At 37.4% G+C, this 15,896-nt stretch carries 12 protein-coding genes; 9 read left to right on the plus strand and 3 right to left on the minus strand.

Annotation, left to right across the window (positions count from 1 at the left end; translation table 11 throughout):
* Nucleotides 1-385 precede the first annotated feature (385 nt).
* The 9 genes from LDM90_RS00545 to LDM90_RS00585 all read left to right on the plus strand — a co-directional run bounded on the left by LDM90_RS00545 (nt 386) and on the right by LDM90_RS00585 (nt 10,899).
* Nucleotides 386-673, plus strand: a complete 288-nt coding sequence (locus LDM90_RS00545) for a hypothetical protein (RefSeq protein WP_198212770.1) — start codon at nt 386-388, stop codon at nt 671-673.
* A 169-nt stretch (nt 674-842) separates the two neighbouring features.
* Complete coding sequence (gene rpmH / locus LDM90_RS00550) at nt 843-983, plus strand: 50S ribosomal protein L34 (protein ID WP_003549412.1); 141 nt, start codon at nt 843-845, stop codon at nt 981-983.
* Between the two features lie 52 nt (nt 984-1,035).
* Complete coding sequence (rnpA, locus tag LDM90_RS00555) at nt 1,036-1,404, plus strand: ribonuclease P protein component (protein ID WP_223896170.1); 369 nt, start codon at nt 1,036-1,038, stop codon at nt 1,402-1,404.
* 1 nt (nt 1,405) lies between these two features.
* The gene (locus LDM90_RS00560) at nt 1,406-2,269 is read left to right on the plus strand and encodes a membrane protein insertase YidC (RefSeq protein ID WP_223896171.1); all 864 of its coding nucleotides are present in this window, start codon (nt 1,406-1,408) and stop codon (nt 2,267-2,269) included.
* A gap of 104 nt (nt 2,270-2,373) precedes the next feature.
* Entirely contained in the window at nt 2,374-3,759 is a 1,386-nt protein-coding gene (mnmE, locus tag LDM90_RS00565) for a tRNA uridine-5-carboxymethylaminomethyl(34) synthesis GTPase MnmE (protein ID WP_223898632.1), read from the plus strand.
* Between the two features lie 10 nt (nt 3,760-3,769).
* The gene (gene mnmG / locus LDM90_RS00570; RefSeq protein ID WP_223896173.1) at nt 3,770-5,668 is read left to right on the plus strand and encodes a tRNA uridine-5-carboxymethylaminomethyl(34) synthesis enzyme MnmG; all 1,899 of its coding nucleotides are present in this window, start codon (nt 3,770-3,772) and stop codon (nt 5,666-5,668) included.
* A gap of 276 nt (nt 5,669-5,944) precedes the next feature.
* Entirely contained in the window at nt 5,945-7,756 is a 1,812-nt protein-coding gene (gene spxB / locus LDM90_RS00575; RefSeq protein WP_223896174.1) for a pyruvate oxidase, read from the plus strand.
* Between the two features lie 109 nt (nt 7,757-7,865).
* Nucleotides 7,866-9,251, plus strand: a complete 1,386-nt coding sequence (gene gnd, locus LDM90_RS00580; protein ID WP_198212756.1) for an NADP-dependent phosphogluconate dehydrogenase — start codon at nt 7,866-7,868, stop codon at nt 9,249-9,251.
* Between the two features lie 91 nt (nt 9,252-9,342).
* The gene (locus LDM90_RS00585) at nt 9,343-10,899 is read left to right on the plus strand and encodes a ClC family H(+)/Cl(-) exchange transporter (RefSeq protein WP_223896175.1); all 1,557 of its coding nucleotides are present in this window, start codon (nt 9,343-9,345) and stop codon (nt 10,897-10,899) included.
* Nucleotides 10,900-11,002: 103 nt separating this feature from the next.
* Here the strand turns inward: LDM90_RS00585 and LDM90_RS00590 are convergent, their stop codons facing one another.
* The 3 genes from LDM90_RS00590 to LDM90_RS00600 all read right to left on the minus strand — a co-directional run bounded on the left by LDM90_RS00590 (nt 11,003) and on the right by LDM90_RS00600 (nt 15,800).
* Nucleotides 11,003-12,337 carry an MFS transporter gene (locus LDM90_RS00590; RefSeq protein WP_370520779.1) on the minus strand — a complete coding sequence of 445 codons (1,335 nt, stop codon included), beginning with the start codon at nt 12,335-12,337 and terminating at the stop codon, nt 11,003-11,005.
* A gap of 567 nt (nt 12,338-12,904) precedes the next feature.
* On the minus strand, nt 12,905-14,215 hold the full coding sequence (locus LDM90_RS00595; RefSeq protein ID WP_198212748.1) for an NCS2 family permease: 1,311 nt from the start codon (nt 14,213-14,215) through the stop codon (nt 12,905-12,907).
* A 139-nt stretch (nt 14,216-14,354) separates the two neighbouring features.
* Nucleotides 14,355-15,800: a DASS family sodium-coupled anion symporter gene (locus LDM90_RS00600; RefSeq protein WP_052060254.1), complete on the minus strand. Its 1,446-nt coding sequence runs from the start codon at nt 15,798-15,800 to the stop codon at nt 14,355-14,357.
* Between the last annotated feature and the right edge of the window lie 96 nt (nt 15,801-15,896).

The raw sequence follows: 15,896 nt of genomic DNA on the forward strand, positions 1-15,896 counted from the left end.
AAAATTGTTTTAAGCGCTATGGAAAACGCTTGCCTTCAAAGATAATTTTATCATCAATAAGTAATAGAATGATTAAAAAATAGTAAAGAATGTGAAGTATTGTGTAAAATAAATTGATCTTAAAATGATGTTATTGCGGCAACGTAAGGTGCTATTTTAAAGTGATCTCAAAATCGATATCATGATTTTATTGTAAACAGTAATTATTATTTGAAGTAATTTGTGAAACGAAAAACAAAATTATAGTAAAACTTGATTATAAAGAAAGTAACATTACGATTGAAGGAGTAAAATTATAAGTATGCTTTTTATTTGATACAATTAATAGTGCTGAATAGTCTAATTATTTGCAACTAAAAATATTTCTTTATTGTGAGGTACCAATATGAATTATCAAGATTATGTTGAGTTGGGACTGAAAGATGACGGCAACTTAAAGGTGATACTAAAAGGCAGTGTTGAAATCAGTGCACATAAAGCAGAAAAAGTGGGTGTTGTTGGTGTGGTTTATATTACGCAGAGTATTGAACGGGCCAGGCAAAAGCTGGAGGAACTGACTGCCAAACAAGCAGAAGGAGATTATTACATGGTTTATAGTTGTCCGTTTGATACCGATTTGCCAGCGCTTGGACATTATCCATCAATTGAAATTACTAAGACTGATCTGTTATAGAAAGTTGGAAGAATTTTTCAGGGTCAGTTTAAGCCAAGTCACAAATTATTCCTAAATTGGTAATTAATCCTGATGTTTTTTGTCTTTTTACTTGGTTTTTTACTTTAATCATGGTATTCTAGATATTAAATTGTGCAGTCTGCATACAAAAAATTGGAGGTGTAGTTTAATGACAACTAAAAGAACTTACCAACCTAAAAAGCGTCACCGTTCAAGAGTTCATGGCTTTATGAAACGGATGAGTACATCTAATGGCCGTAAGGTTTTGGCTAGACGCCGTGCAAAGGGTAGAAAAGTCTTATCTGCTTAAACCACTGAAATCCCAGTGGTTTTTTTAATTTATAAGAGTGGAATGAAACGTTTTGAGAAAGTCTTATCGCGTAAAAACAGAAAATGATTTTCAAACAGTTTTTAAATCAGGTAATTCAATAGCAAACCGGGCTTTTGTTATTTATCAACTAGACAAACCAGAAAATGAACATTTTCGCGTTGGTATTTCTGTTGGTAAAAAAGTCGGACATACTGCTGTAGTTCGTAATCGCCTCAAACGTTATATTCGTGCTGTTCTTACGGAAAATAAACCTTTAATTAAGCCACATATTGATTTTCTAGTGATTGCTAGACCGTATGCACGCAATTTTAGATGGGATGATGTTCGTAAGAACCTCTTGCATGCACTCTTTTTAGCCAATATAATTGAAGAGATACCGAATAAAGTTGAGGAAGATTAGAGTGAAAGACATTTTAACTAAAAAGAATGTCAAGCGTCTACTTGTATTGCTGACAGTGGTTGCATTAGCGGTTGTTTTAACAGGTTGTGCATCAACTGGCAAGCTAAAACCAGTTTCACATACAAGTGGCAGCTGGTGGGATCGCTGGGTCATTTATTACATGTCCACGTTTTTATTGTGGCTGTCGAAGCTGATTGGCAATAATTATGGCTGGGCAATTATTATCTTTACGATTATTGTACGGCTAATTTTGTATCCACTTAGTGCAATTCAGATTAAGAGCACTACCAAGATGCAGAAAATTCAGCCGGAAATAGATGCTTTGCGTAAGAAATATCCTGGTAGCGATACAGAGACGCGTACTTTGCTTTCGCAGGAAACAAATAAGCTCTATAAAGAAGCTGGGATTAATCCCTATGCCGGATGTTTGCCTTTAATTATTCAGATGCCAGTTATGCTTGCATTATACGGAGCGATTGCTCAAACTCCACAGCTCATGACCGGTCACTTTATGTGGATGGATTTAGGTAAGCCTGACCCATACTTTATTATGCCGATTTTATCAATGATTTTGACATTTGCGTCAACATACATTAGTCAACTTTCAATGCCAAAGGAATCACAGACTTGGTCATCAAAAATTATGACATATGGTATGTCAATTATGGTTGGTGTAATGGGTATATATTTCCAATCAGCTATTGTAGTTTACTGGGTAATTTCCAACCTGTTCCAGGTAGTTCAGACTTTCATTCTGCAAAACCCAATTAAGTATCGGCGTGAACTGGAAGAAAAAGAACGCCAGGAACGCGAACGAAAACGGCAGCTAAGAAGAACGTATAAACGATTAAAACGTAGAAAATAATGTTAATCTAAATTAATGATTTAGATAAAGTAGTCAAAGTGCTTTATCCATCGTGATTATTCATGGTGGAGTAATGCGCTTTTTTTATTGAAAAGGAGAAAATCATGGCACAAACTTTAACGGAGTTTGATACAATTGCAGCAATTTCAACGCCAATTGGTGAAGGTGGAATCTCTATTGTCCGCATGTCTGGTGAAGAAGCAGTTAAAATTGCCAATAAGGTTTTCAAGGGTGCTAATTTAATTAAAGTGCCAACACACACTATTCACTATGGTCATATAGTTGATCCAATAAGCGGGCAAGTCATTGACGAAGTTATGGTGTCTGTGATGCTGGCACCTAAAACATTTACCCGTGAGGACATTGTTGAGATCAATTGTCATGGCGGCATTGTTGTCACTAACCATATTTTGCAGCTATTATTAAAAAATGGTGCGCGCAGGGCTGATCCTGGTGAATTTACTAAAAGGGCGTTTGTTAATGGCCGCATTGATTTAACTCAAGCTGAAAGCGTAATGGATATTGTTCGTGCTAAAACTGATAAAGCCAGACAAGTGGCTGAAACTCAGCTGCAGGGTGGTTTGCTTGAGAAAATCAGGGCAATGCGGCAGGAAATTTTAGATACACTAGCCAATGTAGAAGTTAATATTGATTATCCTGAATATGATGCAGATACTGTCACAGCCAAGCAGATAACGAGTGTTTCCCAGGCAGTTATTGCTAAAATAGACAAATTGCTTAAAACGGCAAATGAAGGAACGGCGTTACGTAACGGCCTGGCTACTGCAATCATTGGTCAGCCTAATGTCGGAAAATCATCTTTGCTTAATTATCTGACTCAAAGCGATACGGCTATCGTGACCGATGTTGCAGGTACGACCCGTGACACATTGGAAGAATATGTTTCAGTTGAAAGCGTCCCCTTAAAATTAATTGATACTGCAGGTATCAGACATACTGATAATAAGGTGGAAAAAATTGGGGTTGAACGGTCTAAAAAAGCACTGGCAAAAGCTGATTTAGTTTTGCTCTTGTTTGATTCAAGTAAGGAATTATCCTCTGAAGATTATGCTTTAATTGATGCTACTAGCGGGAAAAAGCGTATTGTCATTTTGAATAAAACGGATTTGGGACAAAAAGTTTCTGCTGCTCAGGTTAAAAAGTTGACCAAGAGTCCAGTAATCGCTATTTCAATCTTACAGAAACAAAATCTTGATCAGTTAGAAGGTGCAATTAAGGAACTGTTTTTCCAGGGTATCGAGAATTCTAATGATCAAGTTATGGTAACTAACCAGAGGCAAGTTGGTCTTTTGGAAAAGGCCAAAAAGCAGCTTCAAGATGTCGTTCAGGCATTAAAAGACGAAGTACCTTTAGATATTGCCCAAATAGATTTCAACGGTGCCTGGGATACTTTAGGCCAGATTACAGGTGAAAGTAGTCCTGATGAATTAGTTAATGAATTGTTTAGTCAATTTTGTTTAGGAAAATAGGTGTAAGTTAATGATTAAAAGTTATGACTCAAATGATTATGATGTCATTGTAGTTGGGGCTGGTCACGCTGGCAGTGAGGCAGCCTTAGCTAGTGCCAGAATGGGCCAAAAGACATTGCTTTTAACAATTAGTCTGGATATGGTAGCATTCATGCCCTGCAACCCATCAGTAGGAGGTCCTGCAAAGGGTACGGTAGTACGTGAAATTGATGCTTTAGGTGGCCAAATGGGTAAAAATATTGATGCTACCTACATTCAGATGCGCATGTTAAATACGGGTAAAGGACCAGCTGTAAGAGCATTACGTGCACAGGCCGATAAATGGCAATATCATGAACAGATGAAAAAAGTGATTGAAGAAACGCCCAATTTGACTTTGCGACAAGCAACAGTTGATGAACTGATTGTCGAAGATGGTGTCTGCAAAGGCCTAATTACTAATACTGGGGCTAAATATCACGCTAAAAGCGTTGTTCTAACCACTGGTACGTCAGCTCGCGGCCGCATTTTTATTGGTGAATTAAATTATTCTTCCGGACCTAACAATACAATTCCAGCAATTAAATTATCAGAAAATCTGGAAAAATTAGGATTCAAACTGCGCCGTTTTAAAACGGGTACGCCTCCACGCGTTAACAGCAACACCATTGATTACTCTAAAACTGAAGAAGAACCTGGTGATAAAGTTCCGCGTCATTTTTCTTATGAAACTAAAGATGAAGACTACCTCAAAAATCAGGTTTCCTGCTGGATGACATACACCAATAAAACTACACATAAAATAATCAATCAAAATCTGACCCGGTCCCCGATGTTTTCAGGAGAAATTAAGGGAGTAGGACCGCGTTATTGTCCGTCAATTGAAACCAAAGTTGTTCGTTTTGCGGACAAGCCTCGTCACCAGATTTTTCTGGAACCGGAAGGAAAAAATACTAAAGAAGTTTATGTTGGTGATTTTTCAACCTCAATGCCTGAAGAAATACAGCTAAAGATGTTGCATTCTGTTGCTGGCCTTGAAGATGCGGAATTGATGCGGCCTGGTTATGCTATAGAATACGATGTAATCGATCCCTGGCAGTTAAAACATACCTTGGAAACGAAAAATATCAAAAATTTATTCACCGCTGGACAAATGAATGGTACATCCGGCTATGAAGAAGCAGCGGGGCAAGGACTAATTGCCGGTATTAATGCCGCTTTGCGAGCTGCCGGTCAGCCTGGATTTACATTAGGTCGTGATGAAGCTTATATCGGCGTTTTAATAGATGATTTAGTAACTAAGGGGACAGAAGAGCCTTATCGTTTATTGACCTCAAGAGCGGAATATCGCTTGATTCTGCGTCATGATAATGCTGATTTGCGGTTGACGGATTATGGCTACCAGCTTGGTTTAATACCTGAAGAACGTTATTCCCAGTTTTTGGCAAAGAAAGAACAGATTGCTCAGGCAGCTAATGCAGTTAAAAATATTACGGTTCATCCTACTAAAGAAGTACAGGACTACCTTGCAAGTATAGGAGAAGAGAAGCTCAAAGCCGGTGTTAAAGCAGATGTTTTCTTGAGAAGACCCAAAGTTAGGGTAGCGGATATTGAACGCTTGACGGGGATGCATATTTCAAATGAGCGTTATGTCAGAGAACAAATTGAAATCAACATTAAGTATGCTGGCTATATTAAGAAGGAACAACAACAGATCAATAAATTGCACAAACAGGAGGCAAAGAAAATTCCAGCTGACATTGATTACGGTGCAATTGATGGCCTTGCAACAGAAGCACGTGAAAAGTTTGCGAAAATCAGACCTGAAACAATTGCCCAAGCCGAACGTATTTCGGGGGTTAATCTGGCAGACATGGCAATTTTGAGTGTTTATGTGCAAAATGGTCGCTATGTTAAAATTCATAAATAAATTTAGTAAAAACTTAAAAGTTGTAAAAAATATTTTTCTTTAAATAATGCACACAAAAGAATACACAAATTTTGTAGTAATGATCAAGTAATCACAAATATGATTATTGTTATTATCTAAAAGTTATAAAGTAATTGCTTAACTTTGTGAAGATAATATTTTTACAAAGCGCTTACACCTTGTGCTAATCGTTAATTTTGGTCACTTGAAATTGTGAAATTATATGTTTTAATACAATATGTAAGTAAACATGTATTTAAGGAGATGCACTTTAAAATGGCAAAAATTAATGGCGCAAATGCCATGCTCCAAGTTTTATTGGACTGGCATATTGATCATATTTATGGTTTTCCAGGTGGTTCATTTGACTCAACAATGAATGCTATCCATGACTTTAAGGGTAAGATGAAGTATATTGAAGTTCGGCATGAAGAGGCCGGTGCTTTAGCAGCTTCAGCTGAATATAAATTAACTGGCAAGGTCGGTGTATGCTTTGGCTCAGCTGGTCCTGGTGCTGTTCACTTGATGAACGGTTTGTATGACGCAAAATACGACAAGGTTCCTATGGTTGCTATCGTAGCTAACGTTCCAACTGGTCGTCAGGATATGGATTTCTTCCAGGCTTTTGACGAAAAGCCTTGGTTTGATCCGGTTGCTGTTTGGGATCACCAAATTAAGCGCGCAGATCAAATCCCTTCAATGATGGATGAAGCAATCCGTCAAGCTTATGCTAAGAAGGGTCCAGCTGTCTTAATTCTTCCTAAGGATTTTGGCTGGGACAAGATTGATGACAATTTCCGTGTAAATTACAATGCATTGCACGCAATTCCTAATTATGCAGCTCCAAGAAAAGACGAAGTTGAAGCAGCTGTTAAGCTTCTTGAAGAAGCAAAGAACCCAGTTGTATACTTCGGTCTAGGTATGAAGGGACATGGCGATGTCTTAGAAAAATTCGCTGAAAAATTCAAGACTCCATTAATGTCCTCAGTTATGGCTAAGGGTGTCGTTGAAGATAAATTCCCAGCTTACATGGGTTCAATTGGTCGTGTTGCTCCTAAGCCAAGTGATGATATTCAAACTCATGCAGATGCCGTTATCTGGGTAGGTAATGACTCACCATTCTCATTGTTCTTCTTTGACCCTAAGGCTAAAGTTGTACAAATTGATGTTGATTCAGAAAAATTAGGCAAGCGTCACGCTGTTGATGTTCCAATTTTGGCTGATGGTGCTAAGACTTTACAAGCTATTATTGACGCAGGTCAAGCTCGTGAAGAGTCACCACTTTACAAAGCTGCTATTGCAGACCGTCAAAACTGGGAAGAATGGGAGCACAGCTTTGATGATTCAGACGAAATGCCAATTCGCCGTGAGCCAATTTTTGACATCATCAACAAATACGCTGCTGATGATGCACAATTTGCTATTGATGTTGGTAACATCAATATTGACTTCCAACGTTTAGTAAACTTGCATGATGACCAAACTTGGGCAACTTCAGGTTTGTACGCAACTATGGGCTTTGGTTCACCAGCTGCACTTGCTGCTGCTACTGCTCGCCCAGAACGCGAAGTTTGGAACTTGAGCGGTGATGGTGGTTTTGCCATGATGAGCCAAGAATTGTTGACTGAAGCTCGCTACAACATGCATATCTTAAATGTTGTCTTTACAAATGACACTTTGGGTTACATTGAAGCTGAACAAGTTGATGAATCACACCAACCATTATCAGGTGTTATTATGCCTAATAACGATTGGGCTAAGGTTGCTGAAGGTATGAACGTGAAGGGTGTAACTGTACGCACTAAGAAGGAATTCGAAGACGCAGTTAAAGAATTCAAACAAATGGATGGACCAATGTTAGTTGACATTAAGTTCACCCATGACATGCCTTACTCAACTGAATTGAATACTCTTGATGACCCAGAATTCGTTAAGAAGTATCAAGCTGAAGGTTTGAAACCATTTAGCTATTTTGCTGACAAGTACGGCTTGGTAGAAGATGCAGCTTCAGGTGCTTCAGAAGCTGAAGAAGAGGAGCCTGAGCCAGAACCAGAGCCTGATACAACTTCAGGTGCTTCAGCTCACTAATCACCGTATATATTGGTTTGAAAAAAGCGAAACTTTTGAAAGTTTCGCTTTTTTGCGGTCTTACAAGTATAATGATAGAGTATGAAACTTAAATGATGGAGGACTATAAATGCAACAGTTTGGGATTATAGGCTTATCTGTAATGGGTAAGAACCTTGCTTTGAATGTAAGAAATAATGGCTTTTCCGTTTCTGGTTTTTCTATTGATAAACCAGAAGTAGACGCTTTTGCTAAATATGAAGATGATAAGTTGAAGCCAACATATTCTTGGAAAGAATTTGTTGATTCTTTAGAGAAACCACGTAAGATTTTAATCCAGATTGCGGCTGGTAAACCAGTTGATGAAACTTTACAAAAATTATTACCACTTTTGGATAAAGGCGATATTTTGCTTGACGGAGGTAATTCAAACTTTCACGACACTAACAGGCGCTATCATGAAATGGAAAAACATGGTATTCACTTTATTGGCATGGGCGTTTCAGGCGGTGAAGAAGGTGCTTTAAATGGTCCTGCATTGATGCCAGGTGGAGATGAAGATGCTTATAAGAAAGTAGCTCCGATTTTAGAAGCAATTGCAGCTAAAAATTCTGAAGGTCATCCATGCGTTAGTTTCATTGGGCCTGAAGGCAGTGGTCATTATGTCAAGATGGTACATAATGGGATTGAGTATGGTATCATGCAGGAATTTTCTGAAGTATACGATATCTTACGTAAAGTGGCTGGAAAAACAAATGATGAAATGTCAGCTATTTTTGCTAACTGGAACGAAGGGTTGGTTAAAGCTTACCTCAGTGAAATTACTGCTGAAGTTTTAAAGCAAAAGGACGATTTAACACCTGATCATGTAATTGATCATATCCTGAATATTGCTTCTTATAAAGGTACAGGAAATTGGATGCTGGAAGATGGCGTACACTTAGGTGTTCCAATCAGTGTTATTGCAGAAGCTGTTATTAGCCGTTTCATGTCCAAGGCCACTACACGTGAAGGCAAGGAAATAAAGTGGAACGGTGAAGTTCCACAGGACTTAGTTGATAATTTGGGTAAAGCATTGCAATTAAGCCAAGCTGTTGCTTATGCTCAAGGCTTCCAACAATTAAAAATGGCTGCAGATGCATATAACTGGGACTTGCGTTATCCGGCTATTGCTCAATCATGGGAAGCCGGCTGTATCATTCGTTCATCAATGCTAAAAGATATTGAAAAAGCATTTGCTGAAGGTAAAAAACTCGACAACATGTTCCAGGACCCTTATTTCAAGAATTTGATGAATAAAAACATTCCTGCACTCCGCGCTGTGATTGAACTTGCTACTGAAGCTGGTATTCCTACTCCAACATTGAGTGCCTCACTAAATTACTTGGAATCAATATTTAACCCAAGTCTACCAGCAAACTTGATTCAGGGTCAACGTGATTACTTTGGAGCTCATACTTACTTTAGAAATGATCGTGATGGCGTTTATCATACTGAGTGGTATGAAGAAAAATAAATTGTTACACGTGTAACTACTAAAACCAGTTAAAGCTGAGACTTAACTGGTTTTTTGCTAATGTTAAATCATATTAAAAAGCGGAGGTAATATGAAAGATAAAAGAGAACAAATAAAACTTCTACTGGAAGCTATGATAGTTGGACTGTTCAGTGGCTTTGTAGTAGGCTTCTTTCGTTTTGGCATAGGAAAGATGACTGAGCTGTGGCTTAACTTGTTTCACGTGGCACATCGGAATGCATTATGGTTCATCCCGATTGTTATTGGACTTGCTTTAGTAGGATTAATTGCCGGTTATTTTGTTAAAAAGTATCCTCACGTTGGTGGATCAGGCATTCCTGAAGTTAAATTACAACTTGCAGGAAATTTAACTTTAAAGTGGTGGCCCACATTGTGGCGTAAAGTTATTGGTGGCATTTTGGTAATCAGCACAGGCTTGTTTTTAGGTCCTGAGGGGCCTTCTTTACAAATAGGTTCAACTATCGGTCAAGGCATTGGAGAGGGCACTAAGGAGTCAAAAACAAACTCTAGGGTGTTGCTAGCGACAGGAGCAGCTAGTGGATTAGCTGCAGCTTTTGGAGCGCCATTAAGTGGTGCTTTATTTGTACTTGAAGAAGTTTTTCATAATTTTTCTCCACGAATTTGGTTAAATGCACTTGCAGGTGCTTTAGTGTCAGATTTTGTTGTTTCAAATATTTTTGGTCAAAAACCGTCTTTGTCCCTTGTTTATCGCCATAGTTTTCCAGTAAAACTATATGGCTACTTACTTGTCTTAGGTTTAATTTTAGGCTTATTGGGTCATCTATATAAAGTTGGCTTATTTAAAGGGAAAAAGATATACGCAAAAATTACTTTCTTGCCAAGATGGCTGTATGGATTAATTCCACTGACACTATTAATTCCGATCGCTTATTTTTGGCCCTTAATCACTGGACCTGGTAATCGTTTAATTTTAGCCTTGCCACATATTATTCGTCATAGCAGCTGGAAAATAGTTGGTCTACTGTTGTTTTTCTTTATTGTGAGAATTGTTTTTTCTATTATTTCTTACGATTCAGGACTACCAAGTGGTATTTTCTTACCCATATTGACAATGGGAGCTGTGATTGGTGCCAGTTATGGCCTGATGTTAGTTCAATTACATTTATTGCCGGCAAAATTAGTGATAAACTTGGTTATTTTTGCAATGGCCGGATTTTTTGCAGCTGTGATTCGTGCTCCTTTCACGGCAATAATGTTAATTACTGAAATGGTAGGATCGTTACTCCATTTAATGCCACTAGCGGTTGTAGCTTTCATTGCGCTTTTGGTTGATATGCTCCTGAATGGTGACCCAATTTATGGTACCTTGGCTCGTGCGATGTCATCGAAAAGTAAAAAAGATGTTCCTATTATATCTGGTAAAACTGATCAACTGACTGTGCCGATTTATGAGGATAGCCGTCTAGCAGGTAAAGAAATTATGCAGGTGAAATGGCCTAAACATACATTGATTAAGGCAATATATCGTGATGGTCAATATGTAGTTCCCAATGGCCAGTCTATAATTAAAGCCGGTGATTCTCTGGTTTTAACTCTTGATGCAGGTCAGCGCGGACATGTTTTTAGTCAGATAAAACGAATGCAAAAAGTAAAATATGATGGCTAAAGGGTATAAAGAAAATTATTAGATAAATTTCCATTTTTATAACAATTTTAAAAGCTAATAAATCTACGTTTTTAAACATGATCTATTTAGCTTTTTTATTATATCAAATTTTATTTTTTAGATATTTAGGTGAAGTTTCTGGTGCCCAGATTAAACAAATGACAAAAGCAAGAAAGAGAACGCAAGCACAAACAAGCATTGCTAAGTTGGATCCACCAAGTTCTGTTAAAATTGGCAATAAAAATGTACCGGCAGCAGCGCCAATGCGACTAATTGTAATGCAAGTTCCCACGCCACTTGCTTGAACTTTAGTGTCAAATAATTCTGTAGGATAAGGATAGTCAAGTACCAGACCTGAAGATAAAATGACTGCAAAGATTGAAAAGATAACTATTTTAATTAAAGAAGAAACATGAGGCATTAATGCTAGAATTCCTATTAATAGTGCGGATAATAGAAAATTACTGATTAAAAACAAACGGCGACTGAGATGATTAAAAAGATAAATGCCTAAAAATATTCCAACTAGCATGCTGACATTGTATAAATCTCCTGAAACTTTAGGATTGCTAATGTCCATGCCTTGCAAAAGAATTGGTAGGAAAATACTGATTCCAAAAAATGCAAAGGTTTGGCAGGCGTAAAAACTTCCTCCCACTAATGTACTGCGTAAGTATTTTTTACTAAAAAGAACTGTCCATGAAGTTTGTCCAGCCTTTTTGGAACGCTTAAAGTGACGTGAGATGCCCCATTTATGACCTAGTATTCTACCAATAAGTCTGTTCGCGGCTTTAATTTTACCTTTGCTGGCAAGCCATCCGGGTGAAGGTGGCAATGGAAATAGGCTGCGAAAGAGTGCAGTAATCAATGCTGGAATAGCACCTGTTGCTAAAATGATCTGCCAGGTATGACTACCATAGCCTACCAAATATGTACCGGTTAAGTATGAGGCAATGAAGCCTAAAACCCAATAGATTAACAAATGACTCTGCCTTTTGCTGTCTTCGCCTTTAGGCAGCCATTCAGTCAATAGAGCATTTCCAGCAGTATAATCAATCGCCATCATCAGTCCAATGCCAATCCTGATTAGAAATGTTAAAGAAAGACTGGTTGTCAGAGGATGAAAAAGAGAAAGAATTGCTAAAACATACATATTGCTCATCAATAATTGACTGCGACCAATTTTATCAGATAAGCGACCAATCAGAGCACTGCTGGATAAGCCTATCAAACCACCGGCTCCAATTAATCCAGTCCACATGTTACTAATTTGAATGTATTTGGCAGCACTGTTCATAGCTACGCCGGTAATTCCTAGTGAGAAGCCACAAGTAAATTGCCCTAAAGCAATTGCAGTCATTACGCGTAAATGAACTTTTGAAAGAGGTGCCTTTTTATAATCTTTTTTAATTGTTTTTGTCTTTTTTTCTTTCATGATAATAGACTAAATACGAGCTACTTAATCTACTTTACAACTTCCCTTTCATTGAATGAATTAACTGCTACTTAACATAACAAATTTTGACGATTCGTGCAAAAATAACCTAAAATTAATTAAAAGCAAAAATTCATTTTTTAAAAATTAAAATGAATATAACTAAAACTAAGGCTGCAAGGAGCCAAATACTAAAATTTACCACTGCTTTTGCAGCATTTTTTTTATCAAGGTTAGTGTGATTAATCAAATATTCGCAGGCAAATATCAAAAAGCTGAATGCGACCAGCCACAAAATGGCACAGAGTCTTCCAGCAATTGAATAAGGGAAAAAGCCAGAATTAAGACTGGTTAGTAAAGCAACAACAAAAAACGTAACAGTGCCAATATAGCGGCTAAACTATTTCTCTTTAGTGTTGGACATGATAATTTACCTTCTTTCAGGAATAAAATGTAAATATTTTTATGAATTATAATAGTAAATAAATAAAAAATAAAGTGTAATTTATCAATTAAGTATAAACAAAAAGGCCACTTCTAAAAGTGACCTTTGTAATTAGACAGATATTCTTACATATTTGTGATCAGGAAAAAGAGGACAAATACGACTAATAGAACATACATCATTGGTGAAACTTTCTTGGCTTGTTTAGAAGCGATCATAGTAATCGGGTAAGCAATCATGCCTAAAGCTAAACCGTCTGAAATGCTGTAAGTTAATGGCATACCAACTACTGTCAAAAACGCTGGAAAGGCAATTTCAAACTTATCCCAGTCAATTTTCTTCAGGTTGCCTGCCATGAGCACCCCAACAATAATTAACGCTGGAGCAGTAACAGTAGTAGGGATAACTGCCAAAAGTGGACTAAAAATCATTGAAATCAGGAAAAAGATTCCTACAAAAATTGCTGTTAATCCTGTACGACCACCCATGGCAATTCCTGCACTGGATTCCACAGAAGTTCCAAGTGGAGCAGTTCCTAAGACAGCTCCTTCGACCATTGCCAGCGAATCGGAAATAAAGGCTTTTCCAATACGGGGAATTTTACCATTTTCATCAACCATACCGGCTTGTTCAGTCATGCCAATCAGAGTACCCGCAGTATCGAAAAATGTAACTAATAAAAACGTCAAAACCACCATAAATAACTGAGGGGTATTAATGTCTTTTAAATGAAAAACAGCTTGACCAAAAGTAGGTGCAATACTTGGCGCACTGGCTATAATACCTTTGGGAACCGCAACCTGACCAATAATAACTCCGAATATAGCAGTTACTACCATGCCGATAAAAATTGATCCAGGGATATTCATTGTCATTAAAATTACTGTTAAGGTTAAACCGAAGAGGGTAATCCAAACGGCTGGTGAATTAAACTTGCCTAAAGTAACTAAATTTGAATCGCTATTGACTATTAGTTTGCCGTTTTGTAAACCTATAAATGCGATAAATAAGCCAATTCCAGCTGAAATAGCATATTTCAAATCTTGTGGAATAGCATCAACTACTATTTCACGTAATTTCAAGACTGTTATCAAAATAAACAAGATAGACGCTACTAAAACAGCAGCCAAGGCTGTTTGCCAGTTAATATGCATTCCTCCACAAACATTGTAGGCAAAAAAAGCGGCACTGCCTAGTGTAGGGGCTAAGGCTACAGGATAATTTGCTACCAAACCCATAATGAAACAGCCAATTGCAATTGAAACTGCGGTAACTGTAAAGGCTGCTCCTTTATCAATACCAGCTGCGTGTAAAATGTTAGGGTTAACAAAAAGGATGTAGGAGAGACTGACAAATGTGGTTAGTGCAGCTACTAATTCACGTTTAACAGTGGTATGAGCATCGTTTAAATGAAAGACTTTGTCTAATGTCGTCATTTTTTCCTCCAAAAATATTTAAATTATAAAGAACTAATATATCTAGTATATAACTTATTAATTCAGAAAAGCCATGTAAAGCAAAGAATATTTCCGGGGAAATAAAAAAAGCAAATCTGTACAGATTTGCTTTATCAGTTTACCACATACCAATTAGTTTCATCCAAGCTAATCCGATTATGCCATAAACTAAGATATAGAAGATACCGAATATAAAACTCAATTTCCACCATTCATCTTGTTTTACATAGCCGGAAGAAGCTAAAACTGATGCAGCAGGACTGGAGTAATGAGTAGTAGATCCCATGATTGCTGAAAACAGTGCTAAGAACTGTGCCGCTAGTAATTTAGGTGCTCCAGCTGAAATAGCTACAGTTAAAAGTGGCAGGTACATTGCTGAATTGTGAGCTGTAGCACTTGCAAACAAATAATGAGTGTAGAATAAAACAAGTGCTAAAACCACTAAAACTAATAGCCAGTTAAGACCTTTCATTGCACTGGAAATACTAGTTGATATCCACCCAATCAAACCAAATTGAGTTAGTTTTTCAGCCATGAATACTAAAATAGATAACCAGATCAAAATGTTCCAAGCTCCGGTTTCACTTAGCAAGTCTTTAGGTGCTAATACACCTGTAAGAAGTAAAAGTGAAACGGAAATGAATGCAATTAATGTAGCATCTATTCCTAAAGTACTGGAAAGCATCCAGAGTACTAAAGTAATTGCAAAAATAACTGCCATTAATTTTTCGGGCAAAGTAAGTTTGCCCATTTTTGCCAATTCACCATCAGCCCATTCTTTAGCATTAGGAGTTTCCTTAATTTCTGGCGGATAAAGTTTATAAACAAAATATGGTACAACGAGTAAACAAATTGCTGCAGGGACAATGCTGGCCATTAACCATGGCATCCAGCTAAGAGTCACGCCAGCTTTACCAGCAAGTGCAACAGCGATTAAGTTGGGTGCGCAAGCAGTCATAAATAATGATGAAGTAATAATGTTAACTTGAAATTCCGTAAAAGTTAGATATGCCCCCATCTTTTTACGTGATGGGTCATTGGGCTTAGAGTCAAATGTATTTGCTAATGATTGAATTAATGGATATACTACGCCACCTGCTCTAGCACCGTTTGAAGGAGTTGCAGGAGAAACTATTAAGTCAATAGCACCAATAGCATAGCCTAAGCCTAAGGATTTATGACCAAACCATTTAACAAAATATAAAGCAATTCTCTGACCTAAGCCGGTTTTTACAATACCACGTGAAATCATAAAAGCCATAACGATTAGCCAAGCAGATGAATTAGAGAATGCGTCAATGGCACCTTTTGCAACAACTTTACCGTTAACAACTTTGTCGGCAAGGGGTGCTAGCCCAAGGCAAATTGTAAGAGTAAAGCCTATTAGAGTAACACCGCTAATAGCTATTGGTAACGTAATACAACCAATGATAGTTCCAATAAATATTGCCAGCATATGCCAGGCTTGAACTGATACTCCCGCAGGACGAATTGGGGTTGTAAACCAGATAATAAGACCAAACAATAGTGGCAATATAAATTTTTTATAATCTATCGTCTTCATAAAAGACTCCCTTCTTAATAAAAAGCAAATATATTAGGTAAATAAATACCCCTATATTTGCTTAGTTTAACATATTATTCGTTTAAAACAATCAGT

The sequence above is a fragment of the Lactobacillus huangpiensis genome (genome assembly GCF_019972815.1).
In the GTDB taxonomy this organism is placed as follows: domain Bacteria; phylum Bacillota; class Bacilli; order Lactobacillales; family Lactobacillaceae; genus Lactobacillus; species Lactobacillus huangpiensis.

Excerpts from the sequence above, each read along its gene's own strand:
- LDM90_RS00595 (WP_198212748.1), bottom strand. The coding sequence starts at position 14,215 with ATGACGACATTAGACAAAGTCTTTCATTTAAACGATGCTCATACCACT.
- LDM90_RS00585 (WP_223896175.1), top strand. The coding sequence starts at position 9,343 with ATGAAAGATAAAAGAGAACAAATAAAACTTCTACTGGAAGCTATGATA.
- gnd (WP_198212756.1), top strand. The coding sequence starts at position 7,866 with ATGCAACAGTTTGGGATTATAGGCTTATCTGTAATGGGTAAGAACCTT.
- mnmG (WP_223896173.1), top strand. The coding sequence starts at position 3,770 with ATGATTAAAAGTTATGACTCAAATGATTATGATGTCATTGTAGTTGGG.
- LDM90_RS00545 (WP_198212770.1), top strand. The coding sequence starts at position 386 with ATGAATTATCAAGATTATGTTGAGTTGGGACTGAAAGATGACGGCAAC.
- spxB (WP_223896174.1), top strand. The coding sequence starts at position 5,945 with ATGGCAAAAATTAATGGCGCAAATGCCATGCTCCAAGTTTTATTGGAC.
- mnmE (WP_223898632.1), top strand. The coding sequence starts at position 2,374 with ATGGCACAAACTTTAACGGAGTTTGATACAATTGCAGCAATTTCAACG.
- rpmH (WP_003549412.1), top strand. The coding sequence starts at position 843 with ATGACAACTAAAAGAACTTACCAACCTAAAAAGCGTCACCGTTCAAGA.
- LDM90_RS00600 (WP_052060254.1), bottom strand. The coding sequence starts at position 15,800 with ATGAAGACGATAGATTATAAAAAATTTATATTGCCACTATTGTTTGGT.